We start from the raw sequence: 17254 nt of genomic DNA on the forward strand, positions 1-17254 counted from the left end.
CTTCAGTTGTGGAATCCGCGTTTGCGGTTCCGTCCGTTGATTTGTCTCTGCATCAGATCCTAGTAGCTACCTCGACGGCCCTGCCGTAACCAAAGGCGCCCTCCACATAACACTGAGCCGCGGCCGAGCCCGCCCCTCGGACCATGGCTTTCTGCAAGGCGTCGGCCGGCGGCCGACAGGTTCGGTTCCAGCCGGAGCCAAGCAGGCTGACCACGAGTCCCGCCAGGAACGCATCACCGCAACCCATCGTGTCCGCGAACCGCAGTGGATCGGTAGGTGCCGCTGCCTGCGCCAGGAAGCGTTCGCCGTCGTACATCATTGCGCCTGACTGACCGCGCGTCCCCACCACAAGCGAAACGCCCGCCGCATGTACTCGCCTGAGGTCATTTTCGACGGCGGCGACGGTCATGTTTCCACACGACAAAAGCGCCAGGTCCACGTAGGGCGCCGTCTGCGTCAGATAGGAGTCAGTTCGACGCTCCGGCTCCGACGAGTAGTCGAAACTGACCAGCGTCCCTGTGCTTCGAACGGCAGGCAACTGGGGCTCGGACGCAGAATAGACACTGGAATGCACCAGATTGGCTGAGGCCAGGTACTTCAGGTGTTCATCCTGCAGCACGAAGGGATCGCTCGTGGTGACGCCTCCTTCGTTCCAGCCCAGGAAGATCCGGTCGCCGTCCACCACCTTGATTTCAGTGACCCCGTTGAGGCCATCGCGGATGATGCACTGACTGGTATCAACACCCTCCGCATCAATGGCATCGCGGACAAAAGCGCCCAGCGGATCCGAGCCAAAGACGCCGAGGTAGGCAGACTCAACGCCCAGCCGGCGGGCAAAGACCGCGACGTTGACGCAGTTTCCCCCTGGGTACATCACTTTGCGGTCGAGAAAACGGTCCACGATGTTGTCCCCGAACCCGATTACTTTCATGCTCTTCCTGTCTCGAACCTGCGGGCCCGGGCAGAGCCGGGCCCGCAGCGCGGCCTTATGCCTTTGCGGGCGTTGTGCTGGTCAGTATTCGACCACCCGGTAGTAACGGCGCAGGTCCAGGGAGTGGTTGCGGACGCGTTCCAGGTGCTTGCTGAAACGGTCAAGAACCGTGTCCAGAATCAGCGGCGCAAGAAGTGCACGGAATCGTGGGCTAACCCCAGGGAGTTCGTAGTCCTTGCTGTCCAGCAAAGTGGTGTTCTTGTTGTAGTTTTCGGCGAACTTGGCCACACGGTCCATCAGCGGGCGGGTCTCATCCTCGCCCAGGAGCAGCATGAGGCTGGTGTCTTCTTCGATGAGCTCCAAGGACCCGTGGAAGAACTCAGCACCGTGGACGCGAGTAGTCCGGAGCCACTGCATCTCTTCGAGGATGCACATGGAATAGAGGTAGGTGAGGCCCCAGAGGTTTCCGGTGCCGACAAGGAAATGGTAGTCAGCGTCCTTGTTCTTCTCGGCAAAGGCTTCCGCTCCGGATTCTGCTTGACGGGCGACGCCGACCAAGCTCTCGGGAACGGTCTTTAGTTCCGCCGCCAGTTCTTCGTACCCTTCAAATTCGCCCCTCGCGGCAAGGAGACGGGTGCTCAAGAGAATCATCGGGATATCGAACGGCCAGGTTTTGGGTTCGGTCACCAGTGCGACATCGAGGGCTTTGGCGAACGGGCTATCTCCGAATCCTGTGAATCCAACGGTGTAGGCACCCTTGGCCTTGGCAAACTCGATGGCCTCGATAACGTCTTCCGTGGTGCCCGAAACGGAGGCAAAGACAGCCACGGAGCCGGGGCCGAACGTGGGGTCATCCGTGAGCATGAGCTCTTTCCCGATAGACGCACGGACAGGCAAGGTGGAGCGGGACCGGATGAAGTGCTCGTACGGCAGCATCGCGGCGTAGGTTCCGCCGGCGCCGATAAGGAACAGGTTGGTCAGCTGCCGCTCCTGGATGGAGTCAACAACCGATTCGATCTGCCCCTGCAACGCCAGTGCGCTGCGGGTCTGCGTGAGGAATTCCTCTTCTTTGAAGCCAAGCACGGATGGTCCTTTCGATATGACGCCTGAGACTGTTGAAACATGTTGATACCGGTATCAACATGTGGTCATCATGGTGTCATGGGGAATCGGGGGCGTCAATAGGTGGGGCGGGGGTGGTTTTTGGGAGTAGGAAAATTGCCGCGGCGTGCTGAAACGTTAGGGCGTCCTCATGGGTGCCCTGACGAGGTCACCTTGCCCGCGGAACCGCCCCTGAGCTGGTTCATCAGCTCGGGGCGCTGTTGACCCGTGCTGTTCACGCGGGTGGTGACGATGCGCGGAGTTAGCGTGGGTTCCGGCAGGGACTCTATGAAGTGTTGGACGTCGGCTCTATCGGTTAGGTCCGGGTCGAAGCCATTCCACGAAGAGGTGTTTCGGGATGATGACCGGGGGCCGGTCATGGACGTGCCCCAGAGCGTCCTGGGTGACTGGGGTCTGGACGGTGCAGGTCAGCAGCCAACGTTCTGGATCGGCCTCGGGCAGGGCAGGATCAGGCCAGAACTCATACAGGCCAGCGAAGCCCAGCAACGGTTCCTTCTCGGAGAACAGATAGTTCGGGATCTTCTTGCCGTCCTCGGTCTTCTGCCATTCGTAGTAGCCCTCGGCGGGAACGATAGCCCTGCGCTTGACCGCAGCTGACCGGAAGGAGGGCTTCTCCAGGATGCTCTCGCTGCGGGCATTTATCAGCTTGGATCCGATCTTGGTGTCCTTTGCCCAGGACGGCACGAGACCCCACTTTGCTATCTGGAGGCGCCGGTCAAGTGTTCCCGGGCGCCCGGCCACAATTGTTCCGATATAGAGCACAGTGCCGAGCTGGTCCGAATTGGTTTCAGATACGATCAGCACAGTCGGCAGCGGTAGAAAGACGATCGCAGCAAGCCAAATGAAATTGATCTGCATCATCACTCTTGTAAAGCCGTTGATGCTTTCGAAGACTTCATGATGAGCCTGCCACAAGTTCCCGATCACTACGAAACTCAAGGCAACTGCAGCAAGAGCCAAGGCATTGTCTCTTAGGAATTGAGCGACCGTTTCATGGGTGCCATCGTGGGCTAAATCGACAAGCGGCAGAACAACGCGCGTGATGGCGATTGCCACGACCGCGTCACTGAAGGCGACCATCGGTCGAAACCACGGTTAGGTAACATGAGCCCATCTCACCACCTTCTAATGGGACCACCGTTTAAGGCAGCCCTTTAGGCCAGCATCGACCTGAGCCAATTCAGATGATCTGTCTGGTCTTCCACTTCCTTAGAAATGAAACAGCAAAGAGCACCGAAGCCGCGAAGTTTGGTACGGCCTACAAGGGGTCAAGCATCTCGGCTGCCCATGTGCATGATCCAATCAGCCCAGTGAAGTTAAGAGTTCGTTGCAGGCTTGCTCGCAGCGTTGGCAAGCCTCGGCACAGATCCGGCAATGCTCATGCATGTCCACGTGGTGCTGGCATTCCTCGCCGCATGCCTTGCATACCGTGGCGCAGGCGGGGAGCACTGCTCGGGTGATGTTGGCGTCGTAACCGGTATGGCGGGAGAGGATGTTTCCCGTCGTGGTGCAGATGTCCGCGCAGTCCAGATCTGCGCGGATGCATTTGGTCAGCTCGGCAACCATGTCCTCACTTAAACAGGCATCTGCGCAGGCAGTACAGGCTTGTGAGCATGCGAAACAGGCCGAGATGCATTCGGCCAGTTTGTGCTGATCAATGTCGCCAAGGTCTTTGGGGTAGGCATCGAGCAATTTGTGAGTGGTCCCGTGGGTCATTTTGTACTCTGTCATCCATGGCGTGAGTAGCTGGAAAGGTCCGGAGCCGGCCCAGTCCGGGCTCCGGAGCGGGAGGTTATGGGCCAGAGTGGCCGCATTCGCCATTGAGCTTGAAATCAGAAAGCGCCGGGCTCGAGAAATCCTGGAAGCCGTCTGTGATCACGTTCAGTGAGCGTAGGGAGCTTGTATCTGAATGGCTGCCGTATCCGGGTGTTACGCCGGGCGGATCAGCGACGTCTCCAAGTGGATGTTGTGCGAAGGCGGTCTCCGAGGCGCAGTCATAGGATTCTACAATCGGGTGGATCGTTGCAGACGCTGCCGGCGCAATTCCTAAAGCTCCCAGAAAAACGATGGCAGAAACCGCAAGCGATCTCTTGGTCAGGTTCATTAGCTCTCTCCTCTATTAACAGAGCGCAGGCTGCGCTCCGAGCTCCATTAACTTCTCACTTCGATAGCAAAGCAATAGCCTCCGAAAAGGAGTTCAAGGCTGCTGTCCAGAAAACATCGATCACCCGCGATACCCGCCACATCACACACATGCCTAGGAGTTAAGAAACGACCGTTTTCGGAACTGCTTGGTTTGAAGGAGGATCAGGCTCCGCGGCACGCCCCATCTAGCCAGACGGGTCAGCCGCCCTCTGGAACACGTAAACCTCGACGTGGTCGCCGTTGAGCACGAATCGGTCGAGACCCTGGTCCTGGGCCCACATCACCTCCGCGACGGTCTCGAGGCCTTTGGGGGAACACCCTTCGGCGCCGTTCCTCTCGCGAATCCCAAAGTCGGCCACGAACAGGCAGACGATGCCGTAGCGAGACTCTCCGCTCCAGACGCCGAAGCCCCGGAAGTTCTCGTATTGCCGCAGTTCATTGGCACTGAGACCCAGCGCGTCGAGAGTGCCGAGGTTGTCTTCCGGCTCATCGGCGTCTGCGCCGGGCGGCTTCAATTCGAGCACGAAGTCCGGCGAGGGCACGTCGTTCCAACGCTGCGCAGGTGGGACGGGCTGCGCCATGTCCGTCAAAGTATTGGACGGGAGCGCTGTCGGCTCATCAGCACCCAGCTGCGACAGCCACGCAACGTGAACCGTCAGGGCGAGGGCAACGGCGGCGCTGCCGAAGATCATCAACCAGCGGCGTCGGTGCCACCACAGTGCAGCGGGGACGCTCGGGGCGCGATCGATGACTGGAGTCAGCTGTCGGTGTTGGGCGGCCTCCAGTTCGGAAAGCCGGGCCTGAGCCGCCACATCCCCCGCGATGTCGCCATCCCGTCCGTACGCGCGTCGCCGCAGGCGCTCCAACTCGTCCATGTGCTGATTATCCGCCCGGGCACGAATCGGAGAAAGGGTGCCTAGGAACGAGGATGACGTCGCCAAAACCGGGATTACTTGGCCAATTCGCTACGGTCAAAAATGACCGTGTTCGGACGTGTTTGGTTCGGAACGAGGATCAGGCTCCGCGGCGCGCCCCTTCTAGCCCGTGACTCTCCGCTCGAGACGCAAGATCATTCATGGTCGCCTTAGATTGCCTGACGACAACATCGGCGCTGGAACAGCGAATTCAGCAAGCACCGTTAGGGTGGTTAGCGGACATGAGGCCTAGTTCAGGACGAACGCATCTTGACTGACCAATGAGGCGAAGTAACCGTGCCTGTAGCCTTCCGCCGTTGGATGGAAGTTTGCAGGATCCTGCAGGTTATCGGGGTTGAGGTTGATCCATGGGTCAGCCGAACCGACTCCGTGACCGATGAAGGCTCCGGTGACGTCGACGTACTGGACATCGCCAAACTGAGCATTGGTCAACTGAGCGACGCCGGCTATCACGGCGTTGAGTCCACCAGCCAAAGAATTGACTTGGGCAGCTAGGGGGTGACTGGAGTCTAAGGGGAATGGGTATCCCGGCAGGACAATCTTCGCGTCAGGTGCGAGGACGTGGATCGTGGTCACCAAAGTGGCCAGTTCCATGGCAAAGCTGCCGTCCGTCAGCATAGTTTCCACACGCGTACGAGCTGCAAGGCATTCAGACGATGATGGCGCTGGAAGGCATGCGAACAGGAGTTCTGTGGAGTTCAAATCGTTCGCACCTACAGTGAGCGTGACAATTTCCGCTTCCTCCAGAGCAGCGACAGGAATGTTGGCCAACACTTGGTCCATGGTCCATCCAGAGCATGCGGTGTTGGCTGTCAGCTGTACGTCCCGGAGTTTGTCCGCAATGGCAGGGTAACCTTTCTGGCTGACGAAACAGTTGAGGTCTGTATACGGGACCGCGCCGTGCCCGGACGCGTAAGAGTCCCCGAGCGCAACATAGTCCAGCGGCAGGGGCGGCCGGGCCGCCTGTGCCGGCATGGCCGCCAACCCGATTGCCATAACCGTGGTAGCCAGTACAGTCGCGAATACGGCGAGCCGCCGTCCTCCTGCTGAATGCCGCATTTTTACCCCTTAGAAAGTTTGATGCACGATTCAAGCGGGTGTGTAGCAGTAACCGTACGCCTGTTGGGGGATCTGGTCATCGATTGGGAGTACCTGATTTCCGGCGGGTCCGAGTTCAGCAAGCTCAAGAACTTTTCATTTGCTGCCATTGATGGAAGAGGCTGTCGGTGCATCCCGAGTATCGCTTGGACGTCTTCCTTAAAAGGCCGCGCGCGGTGTCACCAGCATCCTGGGGGAACCTTCCTCCCCGGAAAGGCATTCAGGGCAACGGTGTCGGTGGGGCTGGGCGGTCTGTGATCCACTAGCAGCCCTCCTTCATGTCACTGGCGTTGTCTTTTGACCGGGCTCAGGACCGTAAACCGCGGCTGGAGTGCGCCATACTCATTCTGCGGGGCATGTCGGCAGACGCACGCCGCTTCATGAGGGGCATCGGGACGGGCTTCGACACTCGACTCAGGTTCAAGAATCTTGACCATAGTCCACTGATGTTGCTCCTAAGGGCCGAACAGTTGAGCTGCCATCGAATAAATCCCCCACAGCCCAGCCGCTAACAGGGTGCCGAGGTAGGCCAGGACCAGCCTCGTGTCGCGGAGGTAGCATTTCGATTTCGCCAGTCCGCTCCGTCGAGCTTTCCAGTACCCGGCAAATCCGATGGCAGCGAACACGGCCACGGCAACAGGGCCTCCCAGCCAACCCAGTAAGGAAATAGTGGTGAAGATGCAGAGCCGCAGCGGATCGAACGGTGCCGCTGCCTGGCCCTCTGAATCGGGCCCGCCGCCGGCTTGGTTCCCGGGATGCGTGCGATGCACGAGTTCCGAAGGCGGTGATCCGCCTGCGATGCGTCGTGCATCCGAAGCAGAACTCATCATTCCTCCCTGTCGTTAAGTGAAACCTGGCGGACCGGGAGAAGCCGCGTGCCCGTTGCTGTGCTCATTCGTTGCCTAGCCAGGGCTGGCCACGCTTGGACAGCACAGAAAGGAGCACACTGATGATCGCCGGCGTCGCTCTTCGTACCCACGTGTATGCAGCACTGCGTGAGTCGTTCCTCGATCATGGTGGAGATGTCCATGAAGGGCTTGACCATGATGCGGGTGACCCGTTCGGCAAGGAGCCGACGGAGACGTTGTTGCTGCCCCGGCAGCTTACCGGCTGCCAGTGTGGTGAGTGTGCCGATGCCGAGGTCACACTGGGTGCAGATGTTCTTCCAAAGATCCACGGTCCGCGGGTGGGACAGCGAGGACTGCTCGCTTAGCAGGTCCAGCAGGGAGGACTTCATGAGATTTCGCAGCTCGAGCGGGATCGCGCTGTCGGCGATGCGGTTGGCGATGGTGTCAGGGTTGAGTTCCAGCCAGGCGAGCAGCTGATCGTGCCCGATGAGGGCTGTCAGCGACCGCCAGACTCCTGCATCGTCCTTCAGCATGTAGCCCACGGACGCGCAATGTGGATGTGAGCACGGGAGTGCTGTCAGGTCGTGCCATGCGACCACGCCTCCGGTCTGCTCCTCGAGCCGTTCTAGCACGCCTGTATGGGTGAGCCTGTCCATGGGATCGATGCCGTGGCCGCGCCCTGAACCGAAGACCGGCTGCAGGGCAACCCCACCTACGAACGGGGTTTCCAATGCCCTCATGACGACGGCACCGACCTCACCATCGTTCACACCCAGTGCCGCTGTCATTGTCAGGGTGGTGAAAATACCTGCCTGGGACAGGCGTGCGATGGCCAGGTCTTTGAAGCGGGTCAGGTCTCCGCCTCGGTGGTGGATGGATGCTGCTTTGGACGGGCCGTCGTATTGGAGGTACACCTCCACGCGGTCCCGGTGACTTGCCAGCAGTGCGAGGAGTTCGTCGTCGGTGGCTATGAGCATGCCGTTGCTGTTTACCATGATCCGGACGATCGGTCGGGCGACGAGCTCATCGAGAAGTTCAGCCAGATGCGGATAAAGCGTGGGCTCACCGCCGGAGAGCATCAGCACGTCCAACCGCCCGTTTTCGCGGGAAAGCCGGGTATCGATATTCGTGAGCACCTCGCTGAGCGGCGCCACTCCCTCCAGCTGGGGGCCGGAGGCGGTGAAGCAGGTTGGGCAGCGCAAATTGCAGTGTTCGATGATGTCCTGCAGGAGGATGCACGTGTGCTGCGTCTGCATGGCGGGCAGCCCGTAGGCGTAGGCCTCCGGTATCTGGCGGTAGTTGCCAGGTTGGTCCGGGATGTGTTGCTTGGTCGGCGCCTGCCATTTTTCCAGGTAGCGCAGGATTTCCGGAGACTCGTCGTACAAGGTACTGATGAGTCCGTGGTCCGGGCAACCGCGTTCAAGCCAGACCCGGTCATCGCGGATCAGCAGCGCACCAGAGAGGCGCCGAACCTGCGCGAGAGGAGAGTTTGTCTCGTGGCAGAGCGGACAGAAGGCCGTGACATATCTGTGGATCCGGTCCCCGCGCAGGGGTTGGCCGGGGCCAGGCAACGCCTGACGGGAAGAGAACGGTGACGGATTCATCTCAGATATCGCCTTTCATCTGTGCGAGGTATGCAACGCAGATCCCGCCGCCGAGCAGTGTGAAGATTCCCAGGCCCATGAGCAGCCCCGCACCCAGCCGGGACGTGCGTGGCCGAACCGCCAGTACAATCGCTATCGCAAGATAGATGGCGATTGGAACGAGGGCCGACGGCCCCGCGAGGGAAGTCTTGTACCCTTCATCCGGACCGATACCCCTTGGTGTCCCAAAATAGAGGGCATAAAGGACAGGAGTCCCTAACAAGATTCCGAGCACCATGAGGCCGAGGCCCGGTTTGGACGGCGGCTCTTCTTCCCGGGGCGGTGGCAGTGGGCTCCAGGGTTCTTCGGGGTTGTCATCGCTCATGCCATGCTTCTTTCCAACTTTGGGCGGAGCGGTTTGCAGTGACCATGGAGTGGCTGGCCGCGGCCGGACAGGACCTGCCAGGAAGAGAACGGTAAGGGATTCATCTCAGAAGTCACTTCTCATCTGCACGGCGAGGCTTCCGACGCAAATTCCTCCGCCGAGCAGGGTGAAGATTCCCAGGCCAATGAGCAGGCCCGCACCCCACCGGGATGTTCGTGGCCGGACCGCCAGGACCACGGCTATCGACAGGTAGACGCCGATGGGAATGAAGGCGGACGGCCCGGTCAGGAAGCGCATGTTCTGGGGTCCACCGAAAGCAATCGGTACGCCGACATAGATGGCATAAAGGGCAGTAGTCCCGAACAGGATTCCATACCCCATAGGGCCGAGCGCTGGTTCAGGGGGGTCATCACCTTCTTGGCGGGAATTGTCCTTGCTCATGCCACCGTTCCTTCCACCTTCGGGCGGAGGGGTTTCCCGAATACCCGCAGCATCCGCCAGGACAGCAGGGGGAGGATCATCAGGAGGAACCATTGGGAACGGCTCATCCCCAGCCAGAGCACCTCGTTGCCGCGGACGAATTCGACTCCGAACCGGAACAAGGCATAGGACGTCACGTAGCAGATAAAGAGGTCGCCGGGATGGGGCAGACGATCGCGATAACGCCACATGAGCCCGAATGCGGCCATATGGAACACGATTTCATAGGCAAAGGACGGGTGGAGCCCTACCCCGGACTGTCCGCCCAGCATGGCAGCCTGCCCGGGCGTGAGCGTTATCCCCCATGCGCCCCTGGTCGGGGTGCCGGGCAGTTCCGTGAGGAGGCAGCCCACCCGTCCCATGATCAGTGCCAGGGCGACCGCGGGTGCCAGCAAGTCCCCGGTGGATTCGCGGTAACCTGTCAGGCGCTTGCCCATGTGGACGCCCAGCCACGCGCCCACAAGGCCGGCGAGGATGCTGCGGTCGCCGTTGCCCCACCAGTCCGCCAAGGAGACCTGCCGGGAAACATCCCACGTGAGCACGCGTGAACCGATCGCCCCGAAGGCGATAGCGAAACCGGCAATGGGCCACAACCGGGGATCGGATAGGCCGCGCCGGCGCTTCTCATAGGCGTAGAACAGCAGAGCTGCGAAGATTCCCAGCCCTAACAGGCCGGCGTGCACCAGCCCGTCTCCCGCGAAGGGAAGCCCGATCATGAGCAGAGTGTAGCAGCGACTACGCTGAGCACCTCCCGTGGGCGAGATGCGGCTTTACCCCGCCGTAAGGCAGCAATTGGATTCGTCTTGATCGGCCTTATCCGCCTTGGCAACAAGAAACCCCGGGAACCGCCGTGCCAGCCGCGTTAAAGAAGAAAAGCACCAGTTCCGAAGAACTGATGCTTCCCAGTGGTGGCTCCGACCGGCGTCGATCCGGTGACCTTTCGATTTTCAGTCGAACGCTCTACCAACTGAGCTACAGAGCCTAGGTGACATGTCACCTTGAGAACCGAATTTCTTCGGCGCTCAGAGCGACCCTGACGGGACTTGAACCCGCGACCTCCGCCGTGACAGGGCGGCGCGCTAACCAACTGCGCTACAGGGCCTTGCGTTTGCAGTATCTCTACCGCGTTTTTTTCAAGGCTTCTAGCTTACCAGACTTTTTTCATCCGGTTTACCACTTCCTTGCGTACCCCCAACGGGATTCGAACCCGTGCCGCCGCCGTGAAAGGGCGGTGTCCTAGGCCGCTAGACGATGGGGGCCTGAACTCAATTCGGATTTCGCAAAGAAAAGGGACGCTTTACGCGTTCTTTCCGTGTCTCGCTCGTCCGAACTGGACTCTAAAACTTTAGAGCATAGATGGCGATATTCCCAAATCGAGGTCTGCATGGTGTCCCGGACCACAGATCAGGGCCCTCGACGGGCCCCATCGAGGGTGCCAGCCGAACATTGGCAGGATCTTGTCCTGACGCGTCCGAAAACCGCCAGCCGCCCCCGGCCCCCGACGGATAGATTTGGCTCATGACAACCACCACCCCGGCCGAACCCGGTCAGCCTTCCCCGGGCTTGCCCCCGCGCACCACCCCCGCGCCGGGAGCAGCCATCAGCAAACTCGGCATCGCTGCCGTCATCATCACGGTCGTCCTGTGGGCTTCGGCTTTCGTAGGCATCCGTGCAGTCGGCCCCAGCTTCTCCCCCGGTTCCCTGACGCTCGGACGGTTGGCGGTTGCCGCCGTCGTGCTTGGAATCGTGGTGCTGCCGACGCTGAAGGTCTGGCCAAGCGGCCGTGAGTGGTTGCCGATTGTGGCGTACGGGGTGATGTGGTTCGGCGGCTACAACGTTGCGCTGAACGCCGCGGAGCACATGCTCGACGCCGGCACCAGCGCCATGCTGATCAACGTCTCGCCGATCCTCATCGCCATCCTTGCCGGTGTCTTCCTCAAAGAGGGCTTCCCGCGCTGGCTGTTGATCGGCAGCGGTGTGGCGTTCTGCGGCGTCGCGATGATCGCTTTGGGTTCCGGACAGCGTTCGACGGCGGACGTGGCCGGTGTGCTGTTGTGCCTGCTTGCCGCTGTACTCGCCTCGGTGAGCGCAATCCTGCAGAAACCCGTGCTCCGGAAGTTCACGGCAGGCCAAGCGACATGGTTCGGCATCATGGTAGGCGCGATCTGCTGCTTGCCGTGGACCGGTCAGCTCATCTCCGAAGTCCAAGCGGCGCCGCTCCCCGCCACGCTCGGCCTGGTCTACTTGGGGATCTTCCCGACGGCCATCGCGTTCACCACGTGGGCCTACGCGCTATCCCTGATCTCGGCCGGAAAACTGGCTGCCACGACGTACCTGGTTCCAGGCACCACCATTTTGATTTCCTGGGCGGTGCTTCAGGAAGTACCAACCATCTGGGGACTGATCGGCGGCGTCATCTGCCTGGTCGGCGTCGGTTTGACCCGGCGCCGCACCCGCCAACTCCGCCACTAACGGGCCATGCCCACCAGAAGTTCACGGTGTGTGGGAGGGTTGGCGCCGGAGCGGCCAACAGCAATTGAGGCGGCCATGGATGCGATGGTGCCGATCCGTTCCAACACAGTGGGCGCCATTCCATCGCTGCCCCGCAAGAGCAGCCCCATGATGAGCGCAGCCGTGAAGGAATCACCGGCGCCGATGGTGTCTGCCACGGTAGCCGGGACGGCCGGGATATTGATGTGGATGTGCTTCGTTGCCATGAGCGCTCCCTTGACCCCTTGAGTCACCACAGCAAGCCCCGTCCCAAGGGCCAAGAGGTGGTTCGCCGTATCCTCCAACGACTTGCCGGGGTACAGCCAGCGGGCGTCCGAGCCACTCATTTTTACGACGTCGGTCAGCGGCACCATCTCTTCGAACAAGGACAGAGCCTCATGGTGGCTTCCAAGGAGATCGGGACGGATATTGGGGTCGTACGTGACCATGCATCCGCCCTGCGCCTGCTCCAGCAAACTCCTCACGACACTTGCGCCGGGCTCCAGGAAAGTCGCGATGGAGCCGGTGTGCAGGATCCTCGGCGCATAGGGCAGGGCAAGTGGAGCCAGCGCCCAGTCAATGTCGAAGGTGTAATCGGCCGAACCGTCGGCAGTTATCCGGGCGGTCGCCGTGGCGGTTTTTCCTGCCGACATGGATCCGGGCAGCAGGACCACACCTGCGCGCTGGAGGTGCGCGGCGATGGCATCGCCGCGCTCGTCCCGGCCAATTGCTGTCAGCAGGCCCGTTTTCACGTCCAGAAGGCCCAAGCCGAAAGCGACGTTGGCCGGCGATCCGCCCGGGTACTCCTTCTGCCCGTCAGCCGACTGGACGATGTCGATCAATGCCTCACCCACAACGACGACGTCGAGGGGCTCAGGTGCGAGGGAAGCGGTGCCGGTCATGCGGTTCCTGTGTCTGTTGAAAAGAGGATTGAGTTCAGTATCTCCCATCACGCACGGCGCCAATGATGCCAAGGCGGACTAAAGTCGAATCATGCCCGCGAATCTTCCTCCCGGCCTGCCAATAGTCCCCGACGGCGAGCGCCCTTCATCGCCGCTACGGGAACGGAATGCGGTGCACAGCCCTGTTGAGAATGAGCCCGTTGATGAGGCCTATGTTTCGGGGCCTTATGAAATGTCGCCCGAAGATTTTGAAGAAGCCGTCAGCGACGCCTTGCAGTTGATCCCGCCCAAAGCGGCGAGCGCCATGGATAACGTGGCGATCTTCATCCAGGACGACTACACGCCACAGCCAGGCGAAGATCCGGACACCGTGCTGTTGGGACTCTATGAGGGAGTTCCGCTGACTGAACGCGATTCCTGGTGGGAGGCAGGCTCCCTGCCTGACCGGATCACGATCTTCCGCCAACCCATCCTGAACATCTGCAGCACCCGCGAAGAAGTCATTGACGAGGTGGCCATCACCGTGGTCCACGAGATTGCGCACCACTTCGGAATAGACGACGACCGCTTGCATGAGCTCGGCTGGGGCTAGCCTTATAGGCATGGGGCACGACCACAACCACTCCCACGGAGTCACAGCAACCGGCAAGCACCGGAAGCGGCTTATTGCCGTCCTCGCCATCACCTTAGGTGTGGTGGGCGTCCAGGTGATTGGCGCCGTCGTGTCCGGATCGTTGGCCCTGCTGGCCGATGCCGGGCACATGCTTTCGGACGCGGCAGGTGTGTTCATTGCCCTGATGGCGGCGTGGATTGCAACCCGGCCGGCGAGCGACCAGCGAACCTACGGCTATCAAAGGGCTGAGGTTCTGGCTGCCTTGGCCAACGCCCTGATCTTGATCGTCATCGCCGTGGTGATCATGATCGAAGCCATTCGCCGCTTTGGCGAGCCAACGGAAATCCAGACGGACGTCATGCTGTGGGCCGCCATTTTGGGTGCTGTGGCCAACCTCGTTTCCTTGCTGATCCTCCAGGGAGCGCAGAAGGAAAGCCTCAATGTCCGTGGTGCATACCTTGAAGTCCTCGGTGACCTCCTTGGCTCCATAGCCGTCATTGTGGCGGCAGTAGTGATTATGACCACGGGATTCAGCGCTGCGGACCCTCTGGCCTCCGTGCTGATTGCCCTCATGATCATTCCGAGGGCCTGGCATCTGCTGCGGGACGTTGTGGATGTGCTTTTGGAAGCCACCCCCAAGGGCGTTGATGTGAACATGATCCGGGAGCACATCGTTGCCGTGGACGGTGTTGTGGATGCCCATGACATCCACATCTGGACCATTACATCCGGCGTTCCCGTGTTCTCAGCCCATGTGGTGGTGGAGGATGCGGTCCTCAATGCCAGCGGGGCGGACAGCATCCTGGATCAGCTGGGCTCCTGCCTTGGCCGGCACTTCGACACCGAGCATTGCACCTTCCAGTTGGAACCGGTGAGCCATTCCGAGCACGAGTCACACCAGCACGCCTGAGACCGTTTCACTGCCTGGGGTTTTCGGTGGTGATGGTCCCGGCAGCGCCGTCCACCGTGATGTGCTGGCCTGTGCTGATGCGCGATGTGGCGTCGGGGACGCCCACCACCGCAGGGATACCGTACTCACGGGCCACCACAGCACCGTGCGAGTTGGCTCCTCCCATCTCCATGACCAGCCCTCCTGCGGTGAGGAACAGGGGCGTCCAACCAGGGTCCGTTGACGGTGCCACGAGGATTTCTCCCGGTTCCAAGTGGGCGCCAACCGGATCCATGATGACGCGAGCGGGAGCAGATACAAGACCTGCCGACGCCGGACTGCCGGACAAAGTGCCGGGGCGCTGCTTGCCTTCGTTCCGGCCGGGCGTAGCCTCAGGTTCAGTCCCGTCCGACAACAAGACCCTGGGAATGTGTCTGCGGCGTAGTTCCTGGTGGTAAGCAGCACGGCGCTCGGTGATCACTTCGCGGAGGTCGTCTCCTGCCAAGGCGATCTCGACGTCGTCGAGGTCCAGGAAGAAGATGTCCTCAGCCCGTTCGATCCGCTGTGCTGCCGCAAGCTCATTCCCGATCAGGAGCAACTGCTTCCTCGCAGCTGAAAGCCCCAGAACCAGGTTGTACTTGGGCAACTCCCGCAATCCGGCGAAGCGCCGTGTTCGGTCCAAAGCAAGTCTCACGATCACCGCGTGCAACGGACTCTTCAACCGGGCGCGGGCCACGAAACGCGCTACCTGTTCATCGGCGTCGAGGGCTGCTTGCTTGAACTGTTGGTCAGGCGCTTCGGCGCCATCGGAGAGCCTCAGATAGTTGGCTATGACACCGAGGATGTGCGTTGGGTCATCGGACCAGCGGGGCATGCCAAGGTCGATCTCTGCAACCGCCCTGTGTCCATATTTCCGCAGGAACCTCTCCAAGCCGGCCTGTGCAGCTGCCGGGAGCTGGGCTGCCCGATACTTTTGCACCAGCTCTGGCGGCGTTCGGCCAACCATGGAAGCAACGGCGTCCGGATCGTCACGAATCTCAGAGGCGAGCTGCCACAAAGCCAGGTCCATCTCAGTGGTGACGTTGTGGGGTAGGCCCCGGATTACTGTTTGCAGCTCGCTGTACGGCGCTTGGTCACCAAGAATCCGCCTTACCAGTGCCAACATCGCGAATCCGAGAGCAGGAAGGGGCAGCACCTGGGGAACCGTAGCGAAGACTTCCTCTCCCAGGATTCTCTGGACGTGGCCGAGCCGCTGGTGGGGTGTGGCTTCCGTGGGGACGGAGAAGGTGGTGGGTAACTCGGTGTTGAGCCGCTCCACACGCTGCATTGCTTTGCTTGGGCGGAACAGACCACGGAACAGTGACTCGGGGACACGGTACTTAGCCGCTACCGGAGCCACATGGCGGATCAGTTTCCTGGGTGTCTTGATGGTCACTGCGAAGCGCGAGTCGTCGAAGAGCCCACGCATAATGGATGCGGAGCGGGCTTCCATAACGTCAAAAACCCGTGGCACGATTGTCCGGCCCACCCGGCTTCGCAGCACCGCGCTGAAGTCGAAGAAGATTCGTTGTCCGGCCTCGTAGTAGGGAGGCGGACCTGACCGGGGATTGGGAACGTCGAAAGCCGCTGTCTGGGCGACGCTTGAGGCTATCAGCCGGATTCCGGCCAACCCCATGGGCGTCATGGGCCTGGTGAGGCCCTGAGCGAGACTGAAGTTCAGGAACGCGTGCTCGCCGGGAGCCGGGGGCGTGCGTGTGGTTTGCGGGTACAGCGTGGTGACGGGCCTCGCCTGCGTAAGCCACAACTTTCCGTCGTGGTCGATTGCCCACTCGGTGTCTTGCGGAGCGCTGTAAGGCTCTTGGACCTCAAGGCCCAACTTGGCAAGCTCGAGGACCTGGCGATCATTGAGGCAGGGCTGCGGTTGCTCATTTCCGGGCTGGCCGGGGCGTTCCAAGCGTTCTGTGCCACCGCCGGGCCTGGCACGGATCTCCACTTGCCTATCGCCCACGGTCCTTTCCACAATGGCACCACGATGGGCGTCCACAACGTAATGATCCGGATTCACAGCACCAGAAACTACGGCCTCCCCCAAGCCCGGGCTGGCATCAATCACGGTTTCATAGCGATTCCCCGTCACCGGATTAGCCGTAAACATGACGCCCGCGGTGACGGCATTCACCATCTCCTGCACAACCACAGCGAGGGACACCGTTCCATGGTCAATCCCGTTGGTGGTCCGGTAGGCCACTGCACGATCTGTCCAGAGCGATGCCCAACAGCGGCTCACGGCATCAAGGACTGAGTCAATACCAACGACGTTCAGGAAAGTGTCCTGCTGTCCCGCGAAGCTGGCGAAAGGCAAGTCCTCTGCAGTGGCCGAAGACCGTACTGCGACAGGGACGTTGTCCCCCAATTCTTCGTACGCAGACCGTACGGCTTCGGCGATTCCATCGGGTACCCCGGTATCGAGCACCAAGGACCGGGCGCGGGCGGCTAGCTCATTGAGCTGGTCCAAGCCGGAGGCGTCCGTCCCGGAGGCGCGGGTGCCGGAGGCGCTGGCCTCAGCCAAAGCTGCAAAGACAACCTCCAGGCCAGCACCTGAGAGCGCCCGCCGGTATGCATCAGTTGTGAGGCAGAATCCGCCAGGCACGGGCAGGCCAGCGTTGGCCAGTTCGCCCAAGTTGGCTGCCTTGCCACCGACGCGGGGAAGCATGGTTCCCTGGATTTCGGCGATGTCCAAAACCAACTGCGGATCGGACGCGCCGAGCCCCTCGTCGTGTTCCTGCGACGGCTCCCCGGGCTGCTTCTTGTCCATGGACGCAACAGGCTCCGG

17 protein-coding genes and 3 tRNA genes are annotated in these 17254 nt (G+C 61.1%); 3 read left to right on the top strand and 17 right to left on the bottom strand.

Annotated elements, in window-relative coordinates:
* Nucleotides 1-52 precede the first annotated feature (52 nt).
* From M1D89_RS21945 to M1D89_RS22015, 15 genes are all read right to left on the bottom strand, one after another.
* Nucleotides 53-931, bottom strand: coding sequence for a PfkB family carbohydrate kinase (locus M1D89_RS21945; RefSeq protein ID WP_498646959.1), 879 nt, complete (start codon nt 929-931; stop codon nt 53-55).
* Nucleotides 932-1012: 81 nt separating this feature from the next.
* Nucleotides 1013-2014: an SIS domain-containing protein gene (locus tag M1D89_RS21950; protein WP_498646961.1), complete on the bottom strand. Its 1002-nt coding sequence runs from the start codon at nt 2012-2014 to the stop codon at nt 1013-1015.
* Between the two features lie 327 nt (nt 2015-2341).
* Complete coding sequence (locus M1D89_RS21955; protein ID WP_498189856.1) at nt 2342-3133, bottom strand: SOS response-associated peptidase family protein; 792 nt, start codon at nt 3131-3133, stop codon at nt 2342-2344.
* A 222-nt stretch (nt 3134-3355) separates the two neighbouring features.
* Entirely contained in the window at nt 3356-3769 is a 414-nt protein-coding gene (locus M1D89_RS21960) for a four-helix bundle copper-binding protein (protein ID WP_498189855.1), read from the bottom strand.
* 76 nt (nt 3770-3845) lie between these two features.
* Nucleotides 3846-4157: a hypothetical protein gene (locus M1D89_RS21965; RefSeq protein WP_498189854.1), complete on the bottom strand. Its 312-nt coding sequence runs from the start codon at nt 4155-4157 to the stop codon at nt 3846-3848.
* Nucleotides 4158-4383: 226 nt separating this feature from the next.
* The gene (locus M1D89_RS21970; RefSeq protein ID WP_498189852.1) at nt 4384-5073 is read right to left on the bottom strand and encodes a hypothetical protein; all 690 of its coding nucleotides are present in this window, start codon (nt 5071-5073) and stop codon (nt 4384-4386) included.
* Nucleotides 5074-5361: 288 nt separating this feature from the next.
* Nucleotides 5362-6192, bottom strand: coding sequence for an SGNH/GDSL hydrolase family protein (locus tag M1D89_RS21975; protein WP_498646963.1), 831 nt, complete (start codon nt 6190-6192; stop codon nt 5362-5364).
* A gap of 494 nt (nt 6193-6686) precedes the next feature.
* Complete coding sequence (locus M1D89_RS21980; RefSeq protein ID WP_498646965.1) at nt 6687-7061, bottom strand: hypothetical protein; 375 nt, start codon at nt 7059-7061, stop codon at nt 6687-6689.
* Nucleotides 7058-8683 (bottom strand): radical SAM protein, encoded by a 1626-nt coding sequence (locus M1D89_RS21985; protein ID WP_498646967.1) that lies wholly within the window; start codon nt 8681-8683, stop codon nt 7058-7060. Before M1D89_RS21985 ends, M1D89_RS21980 begins: the two co-directional genes overlap by 4 nt.
* 1 nt (nt 8684) lies before the next feature.
* Entirely contained in the window at nt 8685-9047 is a 363-nt protein-coding gene (locus M1D89_RS21990; RefSeq protein WP_498189845.1) for a hypothetical protein, read from the bottom strand.
* 105 nt (nt 9048-9152) lie between these two features.
* The gene (locus M1D89_RS21995; RefSeq protein ID WP_498189843.1) at nt 9153-9488 is read right to left on the bottom strand and encodes a hypothetical protein; all 336 of its coding nucleotides are present in this window, start codon (nt 9486-9488) and stop codon (nt 9153-9155) included.
* Nucleotides 9485-10243 (bottom strand): prolipoprotein diacylglyceryl transferase, encoded by a 759-nt coding sequence (locus M1D89_RS22000; RefSeq protein WP_498189841.1) that lies wholly within the window; start codon nt 10241-10243, stop codon nt 9485-9487. The genes M1D89_RS21995 and M1D89_RS22000 overlap by 4 nt, the downstream gene beginning before the upstream one ends.
* Nucleotides 10244-10433: 190 nt before the next feature.
* Nucleotides 10434-10509, bottom strand: a tRNA-Phe gene (locus M1D89_RS22005).
* A 46-nt stretch (nt 10510-10555) separates the two neighbouring features.
* Nucleotides 10556-10629: transfer RNA gene (locus M1D89_RS22010), tRNA-Asp, on the bottom strand.
* Nucleotides 10630-10713: 84 nt separating this feature from the next.
* A tRNA-Glu gene (locus M1D89_RS22015) sits at nt 10714-10786 on the bottom strand.
* Between the two features lie 259 nt (nt 10787-11045).
* Between M1D89_RS22015 and M1D89_RS22020 the strand changes: the two genes are divergently transcribed.
* Nucleotides 11046-11999: a DMT family transporter gene (locus tag M1D89_RS22020; protein ID WP_498646969.1), complete on the top strand. Its 954-nt coding sequence runs from the start codon at nt 11046-11048 to the stop codon at nt 11997-11999.
* On the opposite strand, the gene M1D89_RS22025 is transcribed toward M1D89_RS22020, so the two are convergent.
* Nucleotides 11996-12919 (bottom strand): carbohydrate kinase family protein, encoded by a 924-nt coding sequence (locus M1D89_RS22025; RefSeq protein WP_498189838.1) that lies wholly within the window; start codon nt 12917-12919, stop codon nt 11996-11998. The two genes, M1D89_RS22020 and M1D89_RS22025, sit on opposite strands and share 4 nt — an antisense overlap.
* A gap of 91 nt (nt 12920-13010) precedes the next feature.
* Here M1D89_RS22025 and M1D89_RS22030 point away from each other — a divergent pair, with 91 nt between their 5' ends.
* Both M1D89_RS22030 and M1D89_RS22035 read left to right on the top strand, forming a co-directional pair.
* Entirely contained in the window at nt 13011-13511 is a 501-nt protein-coding gene (locus tag M1D89_RS22030; RefSeq protein WP_498646971.1) for a metallopeptidase family protein, read from the top strand.
* 10 nt (nt 13512-13521) lie between these two features.
* Nucleotides 13522-14442 carry a cation diffusion facilitator family transporter gene (locus M1D89_RS22035; RefSeq protein WP_498646973.1) on the top strand — a complete coding sequence of 307 codons (921 nt, stop codon included), beginning with the start codon at nt 13522-13524 and terminating at the stop codon, nt 14440-14442.
* A gap of 7 nt (nt 14443-14449) precedes the next feature.
* On the opposite strand, the gene M1D89_RS22040 is transcribed toward M1D89_RS22035, so the two are convergent.
* Entirely contained in the window at nt 14450-17236 is a 2787-nt protein-coding gene (locus tag M1D89_RS22040) for a PEP/pyruvate-binding domain-containing protein (protein WP_498646975.1), read from the bottom strand.
* Nucleotides 17237-17254: the final 18 nt, after the last annotated feature.

The organism is Arthrobacter sp. D3-18 (genome assembly GCF_054408525.1).